The sequence below is a fragment of the Tenacibaculum sp. MAR_2009_124 genome (assembly GCF_900105455.1).
Classification (GTDB): Bacteria; Bacteroidota; Bacteroidia; order Flavobacteriales; family Flavobacteriaceae; genus Polaribacter.
The window spans coordinates 1295130-1311196 of sequence record NZ_FNSF01000001.1; the positions used below are offsets into that span (position 1 = coordinate 1295130).

Sequence of the window (16067 nt, forward strand, 5' to 3'; positions counted from 1 at the left end):
TTACAAACACATTTTTTCTTTGAATTCTATTATATCTCTTTTCATCTCTCTATTCCAAAAATCCAATTTATCATGATAAAATCTAGTTATTGGATATTCTATATTTTCTTTTTTAGTTTTCCATGTTAAATGAACAACTGCAATGTTTCCATTTTCTAATTGTAATACAATATCATCATTAGTAATCTTTTTGGCAATTAATTCTGTTTTCAGATTAAATAATATATGATTGTCAGGTAATTCAAGTTTTAGTTCATCAATTAAAGTTTTAATATTGTCTTCTTTCATTTCTATTACGTCTAGATAAGGTTTTAGAAATTTAAGTCCGAAAATCGACATATTTAATTCTTGTTCTAAATTGCCTTTTTCTAGTAAATTAGCTATTGTCTTTTCAATACAATCTCTTGTTAGTTCTTTAACTAAAAGATCTGGAGGAATTAGATAAATTCCATTTAAGTTTTCTTCATTTTCTTTATCATACTTATTGGCAGTCTCGATAAATTTAAATGTCCAAACATTAATACCATAGTTTCATCCATCTAAGGTATCGACTATAATATTAGCAAAATCATTTTCCAAATCCTCCCATGGACCCGATATTTCAAACTCAAGCCATAGTTTGAAAGGTATTTTTCCTATTTCAACAATTTTATCATTTTTAATCATTCATTTACTCTTTCTATATATTCAGTAATGTTTAAAATAACCCCCTTTTTCATACCATCTATATGCCATTAGAAGTAGTTTCCTTTTTACATTTTTTTTCAAAGGATTCTTTATCAAAGAAAACATATTTTTTAGTGTCTTTAAAAAAAGTCTTTAGCGTGGTGTTTTTGTCAATTAACCAATTCCCATCACTATCTGTTATACATTTATAAGTATCATATGATCCCGCCCAAATAGCCCAACCTTTGGAAATTGAGTGGATTTTAACGAGTTCTTCAATTAACTCGCTCATTTTTGTTTTATCTGGGAATTCTGAAAATTTATTGTGTCGCGACATATCATCTCCCATACAAACACTATCTCTATCTGATTCAATTATCATTTTTTTGTTATTAAATAAATTCAACATATTTAATTTAATAGTTCTTGTTTTTTAGGAACTCCATCCAAAATGAAGAACATAAATCCTGTTTTTACTTTCAAAAATAATATCATCTCCAATCATGTCACCTCCTATTTTAGGGGCAAAATAGGTGTCAATTCCCATCATTTTATAGGTTTTTAACTCCTTAATGCTTTTAAGAAAGTCAAGAATAGAAGCCTTAAATAGTTCTTCTTTTGGGTAATAAAAATCGGTTAACTCTCTTCTACAATCCAGACTTGTTCTGTGTTCTCTCCAGTATTTTAATGTATCTTCAATCAAATTTTTATAATCTGGGATTGGCTCTAGTCGTAAGTTTTCAATATTTCTTTCTTCAACAATTATATTCTTACCACCAATTTTAATGAAAGGGTTTTTATAGGCTTCAATATTTAATAAGTAGGATTTAAGTCTGCTAATTAAACGCTCTCCATCTGGAAGATGTATTTCCGTGAAATGGTATTGTCCACCACAATTTGGGGTTTCTTCTTGCATTTCATTTAAATATGAGTTTATTTTTTCATGCATCTTTTTTACTATTGAACTATTGAAAGTCGACAGCTGACAAGCTAATAAAATATTAATACAACAGACTATAAAACTAAGGATTACTTTTTATGGCATGCAATGTTGTACACATATTATTCTATGTTCTTCTCAATCCACTTCTTATAAAAATTAATGCGAGCATAATACTCAGTAACTCCGTAAACACCTTCTTTTCCATTATCTTGTTGATTCGAACTAACCCCAACAATATATCTTACATTATCCACGTCAATAAAAGCCGGTCCTCCGCTATCTCCGGGTCCACTTACTCCTTCCAACTCCGTTGTATTTTCTGATTCAGGATTGTCAAAATTAAAAATTATCCATTGACCATCTATTTCATCTATCCTATTCGTTGCAGCTCGCGTAATCTTATCCCAATTTTGAGGACCTGTTAATCCAGTACCAAAATCACCACTACCCACAATGGTTATTTCCTTCCCTTTTCCGTTTTGTTTATCGTATAATTTTGCAAAAGGAATATTTGTTATATTCCCTTTAATTCGAATCAATGCTATATCATTTTCTATAAATGTTTCACTTATGTGAAAGTTTGGATGTAGAATTATTTTTTCAACATCATATTGTTTATGATCAATAGTTACTTGAGGCGTTTCCCCTTTTTTCAATTCTTCATTTAATAAAATAGCTGCATGTGCTGCCGTTACCACCCAATTTTCTTTAATCAATGTGGACTCTCCATCCGATAAATGACAAATTTGAGGATATTTTTTTCCTAATGTTATAAACCGTTCATCTGGTACATCGTGTCGAACTATTAAACTCATTAATGAAAATGACATTATTATAATTAACAGGGCTGAGATTGTTTTTTTCATTTGTTTTGGTTAAAGTTTTTTAATACCCCAAAATTAAAATGTTTTTCGCTCTACTTCGTTATTTAGAGTTAATCAGTGTTAAATTTTCAAACTAAAGAAAAATATTTATACTATGATTTCGTGAGGAATAATTCAGTACTTTTTTATTGTATAAATCAGATGTTATGAAACATGTGATTTATTCTTCTCTCCGCTTCTACTTTTGTGATTCCATCATAGTAATCTTTAACGAATGGATGGTCAAAATCTTGGTGAGGAAAAATTTCAGGTCTACTATTTCCTATTTTGGTCATTACATCACAGGGAATTGACATTGTGTTCCCATATTCTGGAATGCTGCTACATAACCAACCAAAATACCCTGTTTCGTGCTCTTCACTGTCAAAATTTGCTTTATAATTTAAATAGCTTTTCTCGCTTAACGAAACCCATAGTCCGTAATCCAAATTTTCACAAGTATCATTGACTTTTTGTGTTAGAGTTACTCTAATAAATCGATCAATCTGATTATCATAATAAATCTCGCAAAAGTCAGTGTTTAACCTTCCAAGTTCCGGCTTCTCTTGGTCTGAAAGAACATCGTAATTCGAAGGTGATTTAAAAGTCAGAGCGGGCCATTCCGAATGGGTTTTTCCGCATTCAGCACATTTAAACTCTTCTATTTTATTTTTCTTTCTTTTCCAAAACATTATTCAATAGTTGTATTCATTGCTATTATCATCATTATTCCAATATACAAAAAATGAATAGGATTTTATTTAGTTTTTACCTCAGTTCTTTGTTTTAGTGCGTTGTTTTCTACTTTCTTTTTGAGAACTCTAATAAATCTATGATTATCATCAAAATGATTTTTTGCTATCTCTAATGCTTGATTATATTTTTCAGTTGATCGAAATATGTCTTTTTTATGCTGCTTAATTAGGTCTCCTTCTAAATTCAATAGGTATGCATCATATATTGTTACTTCTTTATTGAAACAACTTATTTTCGTTAATTGAGCTTTCTCCAAGAAATCTAGAGCTTGGTCATATTTTTTCTGTTTTAATTTTAATTCAATAATATTTGAATAACATATAAGCTGATTTACATTGTTTTGTTTACCATAAAAATCGTCTAGTTTTTTTATTGCAATTGTATATAGTGAATCAGCTTTTTTATACTTTTTGCGATGCAATTGATTTGTTCCTAAACCATTGTATGCAATTCCTATTTTAGAAGATTTACTAATTCCAAAATTTTTATGGGATTCAATTGTTACTTTAAAAATTGAGTCAGATAGTTTTTTATTAAATCCAGTGTTGATATTCCCTAAATCGTTATGAAAAGTAGTAATACTTGGATAATTGGTTTCATACTCGGATAAAAAGTTGATAATTTTTAAGTTAAGGCTATTTCTATCATATTTAATATCCAACTCGTCATTTATTAGAGCTATTTTTAATTCGATTGATTTTTTTTGGACTTCTTCAAAGTTTTTAGGGTTATTAAGAGCCTTTACATAATACTCTTTTGAGTCAATATAATTTCCTTTTATAAGGTTATAATAAGCTAAAAGTTCATCTATAAATGATTGATTGTAGTTTTTATTATCAATTTGAGAAATTAAATCCTGAGTAATTTCTATTTGTTTTTCAAAGTTCTTGTAATTTGAGTTTTCAAGTTCTAATTTTAGCAATAGTAGATTTGAAAAAAATAAACTGGTAGGTTTGTTTTCTTGCTCAAAACATTTGCAAGTATTTTTAGCAACATCTAAAGCTTCTTTAATATTTTCTTTTTGTAGAATTCTAGTTTTGTAAAATAAATATCCGCAGTCGTTATTTGAAGTGATTTTCTCATATTTTTTTAAATATGTTTTTGCAGTTTCCGTGCTATCTGTAACCAAATAGTTTTTAATCAATCGAACATAGGTACTCCTAAATGAATTTATATTATTAACACTGTCTTGATTTAATATAATTAAAGATGCTTTATTTAGGTCTATTGCATCACTGTAATATGAGCGAGTGTAATAATTACCAGACGCGTTTTCTAATATGTAATGATAGTCGATATCAAAAGTGTCTTTTACTTTTAAATAATTATCAACCAAATAATCAAGTTCAGTATCATAATTATCATAATCTGAAAGTTTATTATATGTTAATAATAGATTATAACGATTCCAATATATATCAGTTTCTGTAGATTTTACATACTTAGGTTTATGCTCTTTATGTGTTAAAACACTATCTGCCTTTATATAATTATTTAAGGCATTTTTAAAATCATTTCTATTATAAAAATCATCTCCGTAATCTATATAAGCATCTGACAAAAATTCATATGTTCCTGAAAAATCTTGATAGTAGAGAGTATCATAATTCCTCCATTTCTTACCATATACAATAGCTTCTTTAGCTTTTTCAATTGCCTGATCATATTCTTTTAAATTCATAAATTTTTTATACTTGTCTATTTTTTCAAACATCAATAAGTTATTCGATAAACTAGAATCAGGTTTAAGCATTCTGAGTAAGAAATCCCTGTAGGTATTAAAATGAACATTAGAAAGAGAAAAAAATGAAGTAATAACCGCTATAGCTATAGACCTAAAAAATATATATTTAAGTTCTTTATTAAAATTATTTTTATTATAAATCCATATTCCAATTAATATAATTGAAAATATGATATTTATGGAAACTAAAATCTTTCTAAATATAGATACTGGAAGCCATAATGTAAACGTGAAAACACCTAAAGCAGAGCCTATAATTATTCCTGCTAATATTTGCAGTTTGACTTTATCATTTTGATAATTTAAAAAATAGAAGCCACCAAATATGTAGCAAATACTTAAAATAGAAGTACTAATTAAAAGAGGTGTAGTAAAATAATGTCCGAATATTAACACTCCGAGAAAAAGAGATAGAATAATAATAATTAAGATTTTCTCGCTTTTTTTCATTTAGTTTCTTGTTTTGTGTAATGCACTACAACGCGAGTCTGCTCACCAACTCTATTTTGTTTTCAAAACTAGTCAATATTTAGCAACCTGCCGCTATCAAAAGAGAATTTACAAAAGATCAGTCAACAAGGCATATAGCGTTAGCCTATCGGCACGCCATATGCTTAGTTATTAGCTGCTGGCTTTATAATTTAAAACTCCAGATATTTGTTTAGGATTATTTTTGCAATTTATCTTATATTGAATGGTGAAATCTTTGTGGCTTTTAAAAAATATATATGATGGTAACGAAGTTAATTCTTTAGTGTTTAAGGCAGGAATTTCACATTCCAATACTGTTTTTTCAGAATTATCTTGGTGGAATGTGTATTCAAAATAGTAATCTAAAATTCGGTTGAACTTACTTTCTTCTTCACCTCGTCTTTCGTAACCGAAAATTCCAAAATTAAAAAATTCTGGATATTTATAATTGTATTCGAATTCTTGTATCATGCTGTTTTTTGTATGACGAATACTATTGAAAAATGGACCAGGATCTGAATTGATTTTAAGAAGATTCGATAGATATTTTGGTTTAGGAAACTTTTTTGGTTTATAAATTTTTACAGAATTCGGAATGTATAATTTTACTTTAATTTCTTCTTCATGTCCATTACCATTATTTAATAAGGCAATTGGTAATAAGCTCATTTTGCGTATTTTTTTCCAAAACCCCGTTAAATCGTCTAAGTCATATATTACAGAATTGAATTCATCATAAAGATTCTTTTTTTCTTTTTCTTCTTCACTACCTTCTAAAGTTATTTCATCTTGGTTGAATGGTGGAATAATTGAAATACTCCTTTTTTTTGTCTCCTTTAAGTCTCCAAAATTAAAAAAATCTTCTGAGGGCAGAACACCTAAATACTTTAATGATTTTTTATTAATAAACTCAATTTCATAATCTTCAATGATTACAGGTTCATTTTCATAATCCGAAAGGCTTATCAAACTTCTTGATGAAAAATGGTCTAATCCTGTTTTACTGGTTATTTTGATGTTTGACTTAGTAACGAAATTAAAGTTACATATTTTATCAAAAAGAGCTTTTAAGTTATTAACCTGAGTTTTATAAAATTCGTAAGTGGTTATATTATCAAAACTGATATTACCAATATTATTTCCGAAATTTTCATTTTGATAATAGAAGAATAAATTAAAGTCAACTTTAATTTTTGTTATAAACTGGTCTGAATAATTAAATCGTACCCATTCAATAATTTTATTTTCAAATTTTTCACGCTTTAAACTTTTACCTTTGGTAGAGAAATAAATTAGTTGATGCACCATTCCTCCAGTAATTAGTTCTTTTGTGAAATAATTGACATTTATGTTTTTTAATGATAAAAATTTATCAATTAATGATATTGATGCTCCAAGCATAGTTGAGTAATCAAAGGGAAAGAACTTTACTTTAATTTTGTCTTTAATAGCATATAAAGATTCTCTATTTAGAAAATCATCTTGTTTGCTGCTAGTCAATTGATTAAAAAAATTTTTAACCGAAACCTCTGTTGTACCAACTAAATCTACTCTATATTCTAATGCATTAGGATTGTCATCCATTAATTTTATTAACCAATCTAAAATCTGAGGTTTGGTAAAATTGTTAATTGAAGATTTTACTTGACTAACAATTTTATTTCCTTTGTTGTCTATCCAAATTATATCAGTTTTGTCGAGAGTAGTATTTGGTTCAATTGTTATTTCTTCCCACTCTTTATCCAATGACGATAACATTGCGATAATTGATTGAAATAAATATCCTCTAATGCCATCTTGTCCACTCATCTTGTTATGTTATTTTCTGGTTCATAGTCCAAAAAGGTTTCTAAAGTGAAATTATCCCTATTAAATTCTATAAGAATTCCTAAACCATATTTATATTCTCCTTCCTGATGAACAAAATCGGTAAGTTTAATTACATCATTCTCTCTCGAATCATTATTCCACCAGCCCTTAAATTCAATTACTAATGTATTTTGCTCATTATTTCCTCTTGAATGAAATAAAAAATCAGGAACAACACCATGTGGTCTTTGAGGTATTCTTTTAGGTTCATCTCCATTTTTATTATATTCCAAGTCAATATGTAATCCTTCAGAATTAACTAATTCATGGAAATATAGACCAAATCTAAAAGATAAACTTCTTTCCATTCCTCTTTTTTGAACAAGAGAAGCATCCTCTTCATAAATTCTTTCCAATATAGAATTTACAGTTTCAATTAGATTATCAATTTGGTTTTGGCTTAAGATCAAATTTTGTTGCTTTTTCTTTATACTGCTAACCTAAAAAAAACATTTCAAATTTCCTTACGGCTTCCCGCAAACACCTTGTTTTTAATTGTAAATTTTAAGTGCTCAGTGTTAAATGTTGAGTGCTGAATTTTTAATTTTGAGTGATTGTACTTCCCTAAACATAGTTGACCGCTTTTTAGTTCCTGATTTCTAACTTCTCTTACCTCTCAGATACTCACTCTAAAGTCAAGCCTTTGTGGCTGGGAAGGTTTTTGTTTTAATTATGAATTATGAATTTCAAGTGTTGAGTTTTGAGTGTTAAATTTTAAGTTTTGAATGTTCAGTTTTTTTCAATTATCATATTTCAGTGATCAGTCATCAATCTTTTTTAGTTATAAATGTAGTGTGTTCAATTTTGAGTTTTGAGTGTTCAATGTTGAATGGTGAGTTTTTGTTTGGCAATCATCTATAACCAAAATTCCTTTATCTAATTGCTATTTTCTGGCTGTTTTTATTTCTTAGATCAATCTTTAAAATTTATTTGGCACAAGTATTAGTTATCCGACAATAACAAATTTTACCCACGAACAACAACCAATTTACAACCAATAACTATTATTAAAAAAACGAGAAACCAACCTGATAAACAACAACTTAACCATACATTTACCAGTTATCTAGTAACTACAACCATACACCGTTAATACCAAGCCATTCATCTGAAAACTAGCTACTAAAAAGGGATGCTTATGTATATTTACAGCGTAGTAGTAAGTTAATTTTTTGATTAGCGATTTAGAGGCTTTTTCTTTTCGATAGAATTGAAAAAGCCTTTTTCATTTTTTTGTAGGTATACCCTTTACACATTGAAATTATCGTAATAAAACAAACCTTTAAATCAATTGATTAGTTGGTATATATCATGAATTTTAGTTGATTAAAACCTTGTATTCCCAAGCTCCTAACTCTATTTCTTTGGTTGTTTTATCAATGATTTGCTGATGGAAGAAATCCGTATACTGCATATCTAATTTTAGCACCTGTTTTGTAGGTTCCGATGATAAATTCCCGATAAAAATCAATTCCTTATCCTTATTTTTTCTTTTAAAAATCAATACATTATCATTACTCGTCAATCTTGAATAACTTGCAGCTTTTTTACCTCCATGTAAGGCTATATTATCTGTTTTCAGTTTTCCTAGCTTTTTTAAAACTTCCCATTCTTTTCCTTTTTCATGTGAAATTTGATCTTTCTCAAAAAATTTAAGTCTATGTTTTAAACCATATTCTTGACCAGAATAAATCAATGGCATTCCCGGAGCTACATAACTTAATACTGTAAATAACTCGCTTGCCTCTCCCATTCTCTCTTGTATGGTTCCATTCCATGAGTTTTCATCGTGATTGGTTATAAATGTCATTAAAATATCATCTTCTTCGTATCGCTCAGCATCTTTATTAAACGTTATGTCCCATTCTTCTACCGACTTTTCGTCTTTAGCTATATGATTCATAGTATGATGCCTGTCCCATCCATATCCCATATCAAATAAATTCCCTTGTAATAGTTCAGGCTCCCAAGCTTCTGCTAACATAAAAACATTCTTTTTGGCTCTAATCTGTGGGATCGCTTCCTCCCAAAATGAGGTGGGAACTGATCCTGCTACATCACAACGGAATCCATCAATATTTTCGTTTTCAATCCAATATAACATATCATGTATCATTGTTTTTCTCAATTCAGGATTCTCATAATTTAAATCCGCTACATCATTCCATCCCTTCGATGTTCCGTCTTCATTCAATGGATCGGTGATTTCACCTTTATCGTTTTTCGTGTAAAAATCTGGATTCGATTGTAGCCAACCATGATCCCATCCCGTATGATTCGGTACCCAATCAAGAATGACAAACATTTCATTATCATGAGCCGTTTTAATCAACTTTCTGAAATCCTCAATCGTTCCAAACTCAGGGTTTATTTTCTTAAAATCAGATACTGCATAATAGCTTCCCAAATATCTTTTTCTTTCTTCCTCAGGAAACTCATGAGCAAACTTATCACCAGTCGCTTTTCTATTTGTTTCAGAGATAGGAAATATTGGCATTAACCAAATTATTTTTACTCCTAGCTTTTTTAACTCGGGTATATTTTTGGTAAACTCATCAAATGTTCCTTTTTCAGAATATTGACGGATATTCGCTTCGTAAATGATGGCATTTTCAAGTTCTTCCTCTGCATAACTTAAAGCTTTAGAGGCTTTTTTCTTGGGCTGTTTTACTTGTTTTGTTTCTTTTTTACAAGCCCCTAGTATAAAAGTGAATCCAATGAGTAATATGGTTATTTTGCGCATTCGTATTCTGGTTTCAGTTGTTATTTAATTTCCTCTTTCTAGTAACACCATTGAAAAGGGAGAATCTATCATTAGCTCTCCGTTCTTTACTTCGGCTGTCTGATTGGAATAATGATCTCTTACTTTCGCCCCATTTTCAAACACTTTACGAACTTTTAAAGTTTTAACTCCTTTTGAAAGATCAAGTCCAACAATAACTTCATCCTTTATACCTTCCTTATTTAATGTTCTTTGAAATACATAAGGAGCATGCGTAATCATACAATGTTTTCCTGCTCCGATAGACGGGTGATTGTTCCTAAATTGCCCTAATTTTTGAGTATGTAGCAGTAATTCTTTAGTTGCTGGCTTCGCTCCAATATCATCCCAGTTCATTAGGGATCTAAGATTCGCATCTCCTATCGCTCCTTCTACTTTTAAAACTCTTGCCGATTCATCTCCATAATACATTTGCGAAGCTCCAGGAGTTAATAATAACTTGGTAATCGCGTTAAATGGTACTTTGCGATCCACATCAAAAGGAGCACCGTCATCATGAGATGAAATATAATTTAGAGTTCCGTAACCTTTGAGCTTGGTTTCTAGTATGCTATCATATCTCGAAAATAAAGCTTCATAATTAGGAAGTTGCTTGGCATTCCACTTGAATTCAAAATTGATTAAGCTGTTAAAAGCTTCGTCAAAATAATTTACCGTTTTATCTCCAAAGCTAAAGTCTTTTCCGCTACTGAAATTATAGTTATAAACCTCTCCTACCAAGTAAAATTCATCTTCTAATTGATTCTTTGGGTGATTTGTTTTGTACTCCTTAAAAGCAATATCACACGCCTTTCTAAACTCCTGCCAAACATTTTCTTCAACATGCTTTACCGTATCTACTCGATAGCCATCAATACCATATTCACGGATATAATCGGTCAACCATTTCATAATATAAAAGCGTGGCGCTTTAGGAAACCCTGTTTTCTCGAAAAACTCATTTAACTCTTTAACTTCTGCTTCGTATCGCCCTTCTTCTTTCCATTTGCTTACTAATTGTGGTGGTAATGCCACCTCTTCATTGCTTTCCGTTTTAATATCGGGTAAGTTTTTGACCAAGGTACAGCTCACTGTATTTTTATAGGTATCATAAGTGCATTGTGGACTCGTTCGCACCCATGTTTCTGGCCATACGGGATCTTTATCTGTTACGGGTCCTGTATGGTTAATAACGGCATCTAACAAAATTCTAATTCCTTTTTCATGTGCTGTTTTTACCAATTCTTGCAAATCTTCTTTGGTTCCAAAGTTTGGATCAATTTTGGTCCAGTCTTTTGTCCAATATCCATGAAATCCATAAGTATTCCCAGTTCCCTCATCAACCTTTCCATGAACCTGCTCTACAATTGGCGTTAACCAGATGGCATTGATTCCCAGTTTTGAAAAATACCCGTCATTAATTTTGGCTGTAATTCCTTTTAAATCGCCTCCCTCAAAGCCTCTTAACTTCGCAGTGTTAGCAGTTCTATCAAAATTTACATCATTACTAATATCTCCGTTATTAAAACGATCTGTTAGCAAAAAATAGAGGTTCGCTCCCTCCCATGTAAAACTCTTCTTCGCTATTTGCTCACTCTTTACTGATTCACTTTTGGTTTCTTTGGTTTTACAAGCAAAGAAGGTTATTGCAACGAGTATGGTTATATAAATTCGCATAAAGTTCTTGTTAAGTTAAAATTTAAGCTTGATGGTTTGTTTCTTATTGGTGTTCCATTTTACTGGAATTATGAGGCTATTTCCTTTTCTTTTAAATCCTATTTGTTTTCCATTTACGGTTGATGTTTTCACATCTTTAACAATATTATGGATAACGAAGCTATACTTCTTTTCTTGAGAAGTATACTTCTCTCCAATTTCTGTATTCATCTCTATTTTTAGCATATGCTGATTAGAAGTACTTGAAAACTTGATCAATTCAAACATTCCTTTTTCTAAAGCGTTGGCAGTTTCACCATCATCGTTAAATAAACTACTCTTACTCGATTCGATAGTACTATCGTGATAATAATGAATCGTTAACAGATTCGCGTCATATTCTTCCGTATTCTGAATACTTTTTGTCATCGGAATAAAACTCCCTGCTCTCACTAACGTAGGAATACTATTTTCTCTTTTTGGACGAATTACTTCTTCATCATTTCCTACTATTCTCTCTTCGGAATAAAAATCAAACCAAATGGTAGATTTAGGTACAAAAATTGAATGATTCGTTACTTGACCATCTAATTGTGGGCTTATTAAGAAATCTTTTCCCCATAAATAAGTAGTTCCTAATTTTTCCGTTTTAGCAGATTGAAAATCGAAGAAAAGTGGTCTCATTAAGGGAATACCGTTCGCATTATTTTCATAAACTAAATGATAATTATAAGGCAAAAGTTTGTAACGCAATTCAATAGCTATCTTGGCTCTTTCTTTCGCTTTTTCAGATCTAAAAACAGGCTCTGAAGGAACTTGTTCTTGAGCATGTGGGCGATAAATAGGCTGAAAAACTCCGTATTGTAGCCATCGAGCATACAATTCATCGTTTAAATTATCACCTGCAAAACCGCCTAAATCCGAATGCATATATCCTAAACCTTGCATTCCCATTTGAAGAGCAATTTCTGGTTGCCTTCTGAGCCCTCCCCAAGTTCTGCTTACATCACCAGACCATGGAATTAATCCATAACGTTGTGATCCGGAGTATCCAGCTCGCATCAAAATAAATGGTCTCGTTTCTGAAAAATACTTTTCATAGCCTTTTGCTATCAATCCTGCCCAATCATGTCCATAGATATTATGAACCTCATTCGCAGAACCAGTTTCATGCTCTACCCAATCAGGATGTACCTCAGGTTCACCTAAATCTCCCCAAACTCCTGCAACACCTATATCTGCGAGATTTTTATAAATACTCCAAAACCATTCTTGTCCGTCTTTATTATAGATATCAATGATTCCTGTATTCCCGAAGTAAAAATCATATGTAGCTGGCTTGCCTTCTTTTGTTTTCGCTAAAACATTTTCTTTAACTGCCTCTTTCCATTTCTTGGACGTTGTTAAAATAAAAGGCTCTGTAATGGGAATGGTTTTTATGTTTTTATTCTTTAACCTATTCACCATTCCTTTTAAATCGGGAAAAGAATCTTTGTGTGCTTCTAAATTTCCCATAGTACCTTTAATCTCCTTTCCAAACCAAAATAGGTCTAAAATAACAGCATCTACAGGGATTTTATCTTCTTTAAATTTTTCGATAGTATGTTCAACTTCTTTTTCAGAATGATATCCAAATCTACTTGAAAAGTTACCCAATGCCCACCTTGGAAGCATTGGTTGTTTCCCTGTTAATTCGGTATAATTATCTAGAATATCATACCATGTATTTCCAGCAATTATCTGATAGGTTTTTCTTCCTGAAATAGTTTCGTACAAAAGTATATTGTTCTTTTTACTATCTAAATCTAAAAATCCAATTGGGGCGTTATCAAAATGTACCATGTATTTTTTTGAAGACATTACAATAGGCATCGTATAATTCATTAATTCCGAATGATCTTCATATCCATAATGTGCCTTGTTGTAAAGCTCTAAGCGATATCCTCTTCTGTTCATTCCTAAAGCCCTAGCTCCACCTCCATATAAAACCTCCTCTTTATCTAAATTTAATTCTATGGATTCAAATGTATCAGCTTTCACATATCCTCTTTTTTCTGAAATCAATTCTTTATCCTCATAGAAATATGAAATTTTAAAAGGTATTTTTTGAATGATCACCTTTAATTGCTTCGATTCAAAGTAGATAAAATCAGCTTTATTTTTGAGTTTAGTCTTGACTTCTTCAGGAGTTAGAATCACTGCATGCGATTTTTCCGAATAGACTTCTCCTTCTGGAATAAAGGACGTTTCAACTACTTCTGATAAATAGAACTGAAATCTATACTCACCATCACTCATTTTTAATCGAAGCATTCCTTTATTTTCTTCAATAATCCTATTGTAAACTCGATTGGTATTTTGCGCATTTATTTTAAAACACAGAAATAATACTAAAATATAAAGTTTCTTCATTCCTCAATTATTGTCGTTAGTAGTATACTTCCTTCTTCTTTGAGCTCTATCGTATTGTTCCATATAAAACTTTCGTTAGTTATTATATTTTTAAAAGTTCTCCCTTTCAATTTCATTTCTTCAAATCGTTCCAAATCAAGCGTAATTGGCGTTTTGTTCTTATTCATTATATGAACAACTACTTCGTTATTATACGTTCTAAACAAAACATAAACACCGTCAATTGGAGCAAAATGCACTGTTTTACCTTCTTGAATTGCTTTGCTTCGTTTTCGATAATTTAATATTTTAGTTAAGAAACTTTGCATTTCAATTTGTTCAGAGCTTAACCCTTCTTTGGTAAACGCGTTAATAGAATCACCTTTCCAACCTCCGGGAAAATCAGAACGAATTAAACCATGATCTCCTGGTTTTTCGAAATCGTTCATAAGGATTTCCGTTCCGTAATAGATTTGCGGTATTCTTGGCAGTACAAGCATATAACTCAATGCCATTTTAGTGTTTATAATATTTCCTTTTAATTGGGTGAAAATTCGACTCATATCGTGGTTATCAGGAAATATCATAATGTCTTTGGGCTTTGCATAATGAAAATCATTCGCCAAACCTTCATAGATCTTTATCAAACCTTTGTCCCAACTTTCTTCTTCATTTAAGGCTTCTACAATATTTCTTTGCATGGCAAAATCCATGGTAGATTTTAAGTTGGATTGATAACCATCTTTATTGTTAGCTCCCTGCTGCCAATAGCCAATTAACAGTGGATTGTAACTCCACTCCTCACCTACAATCGTAAAATTTGGATATTCCTCAGTAATGGCTTTCGCCCAACGAGACATAAACTCTTTATATGCATATGGATAAGTATCTTGACGAATACCTGCCAATCGTAACGTTTCTATCCACCAAATACTATTTTGAATTAAATAGGTTGCCATGAATGGATTTCGTTGGTTTAAATCGGGCATTTGAGGTACAAACCAACCGTCAGAATTTAACTTTTTATCCTTTTGGGAAGCATACCTATCTTGATTCGTTGTTCTCCTGTGATTGGATGTAATGACTGTTTCCCAATTCCAAGTAGCTTTATTCTTTATATAATGCTCTTGAAAATTTATCCAATCTTTAAAAGGTAGGTCTTCCATCCACCAATGATTTAACCCGCAATGATTCACTACTTGATCCATGATTAATTTCATGTTTCTATCGTGAAGTTCAAGTGACAATTCTTTATAGTCTTCCAAAGAACCAAATCTTGGATCAACTTGATAATAATCAGTGATAGCATATCCATGATATGAACTTTCGGGCATATCATTTATTAACAAAGGAGTCGGCCAAATACTGGTAAAACCAAGTTTTTCTATATAATCTAAATGTTTAGTAATGCCTTTAATATCACCTCCATGCCGTTTATAGTTATGAGTCCTATCTATCTCTGTTTCCAGTAACTCCTTAACAAAATCATTGGTTGTATCACCATTTGCAAATCTATCCGGAGTTATTAAGTAAACTGCATCCGAACTATTAAAACCAATTAATTCGTTAGTATTAACCTCTCTTTGTTTGAGCTCATAAGTATGTTTCTTAGTAGTTTGCCTATATTTAAAAACAATATCAAACGTACCAGGTTGCGTATTTTTATCTATATGTATATTTAAAAATACATAATTAGGACTCTCCGCTTTTATCGTTTGTATCAAATGAACGCCTGGGTAGTCAATTTCAGCTTGATAGTTAGTAATCCTATCTTCTTTTACTAAAAGTTGTAAATCTTGATTATTGAATCCTATCCACCAATTTGGAGGGGCTACTTTTTCTAAGTAAGAATTGCTCACTTCTAATTGTAAAGAAGTAGTGTTACTTTTTTCTTCACAGGAAAAAAATAAAATTAAACTCATGATGGATAGTAGTTTTCTCATAATT

The 16067-nt window shown here is 30.8% G+C and carries 13 protein-coding genes; all 13 read right to left on the bottom strand.

Annotated features, from left to right (window positions below; translation table 11 throughout):
• The 13 genes from BLW23_RS23145 to BLW23_RS04860 all read right to left on the bottom strand — a co-directional run bounded on the left by BLW23_RS23145 (position 1) and on the right by BLW23_RS04860 (position 16063).
• On the bottom strand, positions 1 to 339 hold the full coding sequence (locus BLW23_RS23145; protein ID WP_176829753.1) for a hypothetical protein: 339 nt from the start codon (positions 337 to 339) through the stop codon (positions 1 to 3).
• A 192-nt stretch (positions 340 to 531) separates the two neighbouring features.
• Entirely contained in the window at positions 532 to 666 is a 135-nt protein-coding gene (locus BLW23_RS23625; protein WP_255362735.1) for a hypothetical protein, read from the bottom strand.
• 58 nt (positions 667 to 724) lie between these two features.
• A complete protein-coding gene (locus BLW23_RS04810) occupies positions 725 to 1048 on the bottom strand; it encodes a hypothetical protein (RefSeq protein WP_093668083.1) in 324 nt (107 codons plus the stop codon).
• Positions 1049 to 1099: 51 nt separating this feature from the next.
• Positions 1100 to 1615: a hypothetical protein gene (locus BLW23_RS04815; protein ID WP_093668084.1), complete on the bottom strand. Its 516-nt coding sequence runs from the start codon at positions 1613 to 1615 to the stop codon at positions 1100 to 1102.
• A 113-nt stretch (positions 1616 to 1728) separates the two neighbouring features.
• Positions 1729 to 2475: a trypsin-like serine protease gene (locus tag BLW23_RS04820; RefSeq protein WP_093668085.1), complete on the bottom strand. Its 747-nt coding sequence runs from the start codon at positions 2473 to 2475 to the stop codon at positions 1729 to 1731.
• A gap of 155 nt (positions 2476 to 2630) precedes the next feature.
• On the bottom strand, positions 2631 to 3164 hold the full coding sequence (locus tag BLW23_RS04825; RefSeq protein WP_093668086.1) for a DUF2199 domain-containing protein: 534 nt from the start codon (positions 3162 to 3164) through the stop codon (positions 2631 to 2633).
• Between the two features lie 65 nt (positions 3165 to 3229).
• Positions 3230 to 5422: a tetratricopeptide repeat protein gene (locus BLW23_RS04830; RefSeq protein ID WP_093668087.1), complete on the bottom strand. Its 2193-nt coding sequence runs from the start codon at positions 5420 to 5422 to the stop codon at positions 3230 to 3232.
• Positions 5423 to 5593: 171 nt separating this feature from the next.
• Complete coding sequence (locus BLW23_RS04835) at positions 5594 to 7252, bottom strand: hypothetical protein (RefSeq protein WP_093668088.1); 1659 nt, start codon at positions 7250 to 7252, stop codon at positions 5594 to 5596.
• Positions 7249 to 7668 carry a hypothetical protein gene (locus BLW23_RS04840; protein ID WP_176829754.1) on the bottom strand — a complete coding sequence of 140 codons (420 nt, stop codon included), beginning with the start codon at positions 7666 to 7668 and terminating at the stop codon, positions 7249 to 7251. The genes BLW23_RS04835 and BLW23_RS04840 overlap by 4 nt, the downstream gene beginning before the upstream one ends.
• Positions 7669 to 8630: 962 nt before the next feature.
• Positions 8631 to 10055, bottom strand: a complete 1425-nt coding sequence (locus BLW23_RS04845) for an alpha-amylase family glycosyl hydrolase (RefSeq protein WP_093668090.1) — start codon at positions 10053 to 10055, stop codon at positions 8631 to 8633.
• A 24-nt stretch (positions 10056 to 10079) separates the two neighbouring features.
• A complete protein-coding gene (locus tag BLW23_RS04850; protein ID WP_093668091.1) occupies positions 10080 to 11750 on the bottom strand; it encodes an alpha-amylase family glycosyl hydrolase in 1671 nt (556 codons plus the stop codon).
• 15 nt (positions 11751 to 11765) lie between these two features.
• Positions 11766 to 14141, bottom strand: a complete 2376-nt coding sequence (locus tag BLW23_RS04855) for a glycoside hydrolase family 31 protein (protein WP_093668092.1) — start codon at positions 14139 to 14141, stop codon at positions 11766 to 11768.
• Positions 14138 to 16063, bottom strand: coding sequence for a glycoside hydrolase family 13 protein (locus BLW23_RS04860; RefSeq protein WP_093668093.1), 1926 nt, complete (start codon positions 16061 to 16063; stop codon positions 14138 to 14140). The genes BLW23_RS04855 and BLW23_RS04860 overlap by 4 nt, the downstream gene beginning before the upstream one ends.
• Positions 16064 to 16067: the final 4 nt, after the last annotated feature.

Coding starts and splice junctions, on each gene's coding strand:
- BLW23_RS23145 (WP_176829753.1), bottom strand. CDS start 339: ATGTCGATTTTCGGACTTAAATTTCTAAAACCTTATCTAGACGTAATA.
- BLW23_RS23625 (WP_255362735.1), bottom strand. CDS start 666: ATGATTAAAAATGATAAAATTGTTGAAATAGGAAAAATACCTTTCAAA.
- BLW23_RS04810 (WP_093668083.1), bottom strand. CDS start 1,048: ATGATAATTGAATCAGATAGAGATAGTGTTTGTATGGGAGATGATATG.
- BLW23_RS04815 (WP_093668084.1), bottom strand. CDS start 1,615: ATGCATGAAAAAATAAACTCATATTTAAATGAAATGCAAGAAGAAACC.
- BLW23_RS04820 (WP_093668085.1), bottom strand. CDS start 2,475: ATGAAAAAAACAATCTCAGCCCTGTTAATTATAATAATGTCATTTTCA.
- BLW23_RS04825 (WP_093668086.1), bottom strand. CDS start 3,164: ATGTTTTGGAAAAGAAAGAAAAATAAAATAGAAGAGTTTAAATGTGCT.
- BLW23_RS04830 (WP_093668087.1), bottom strand. CDS start 5,422: ATGAAAAAAAGCGAGAAAATCTTAATTATTATTATTCTATCTCTTTTT.
- BLW23_RS04835 (WP_093668088.1), bottom strand. CDS start 7,252: ATGAGTGGACAAGATGGCATTAGAGGATATTTATTTCAATCAATTATC.
- BLW23_RS04845 (WP_093668090.1), bottom strand. CDS start 10,055: ATGCGCAAAATAACCATATTACTCATTGGATTCACTTTTATACTAGGG.
- BLW23_RS04850 (WP_093668091.1), bottom strand. CDS start 11,750: ATGCGAATTTATATAACCATACTCGTTGCAATAACCTTCTTTGCTTGT.
- BLW23_RS04855 (WP_093668092.1), bottom strand. CDS start 14,141: ATGAAGAAACTTTATATTTTAGTATTATTTCTGTGTTTTAAAATAAAT.
- BLW23_RS04860 (WP_093668093.1), bottom strand. CDS start 16,063: ATGAGAAAACTACTATCCATCATGAGTTTAATTTTATTTTTTTCCTGT.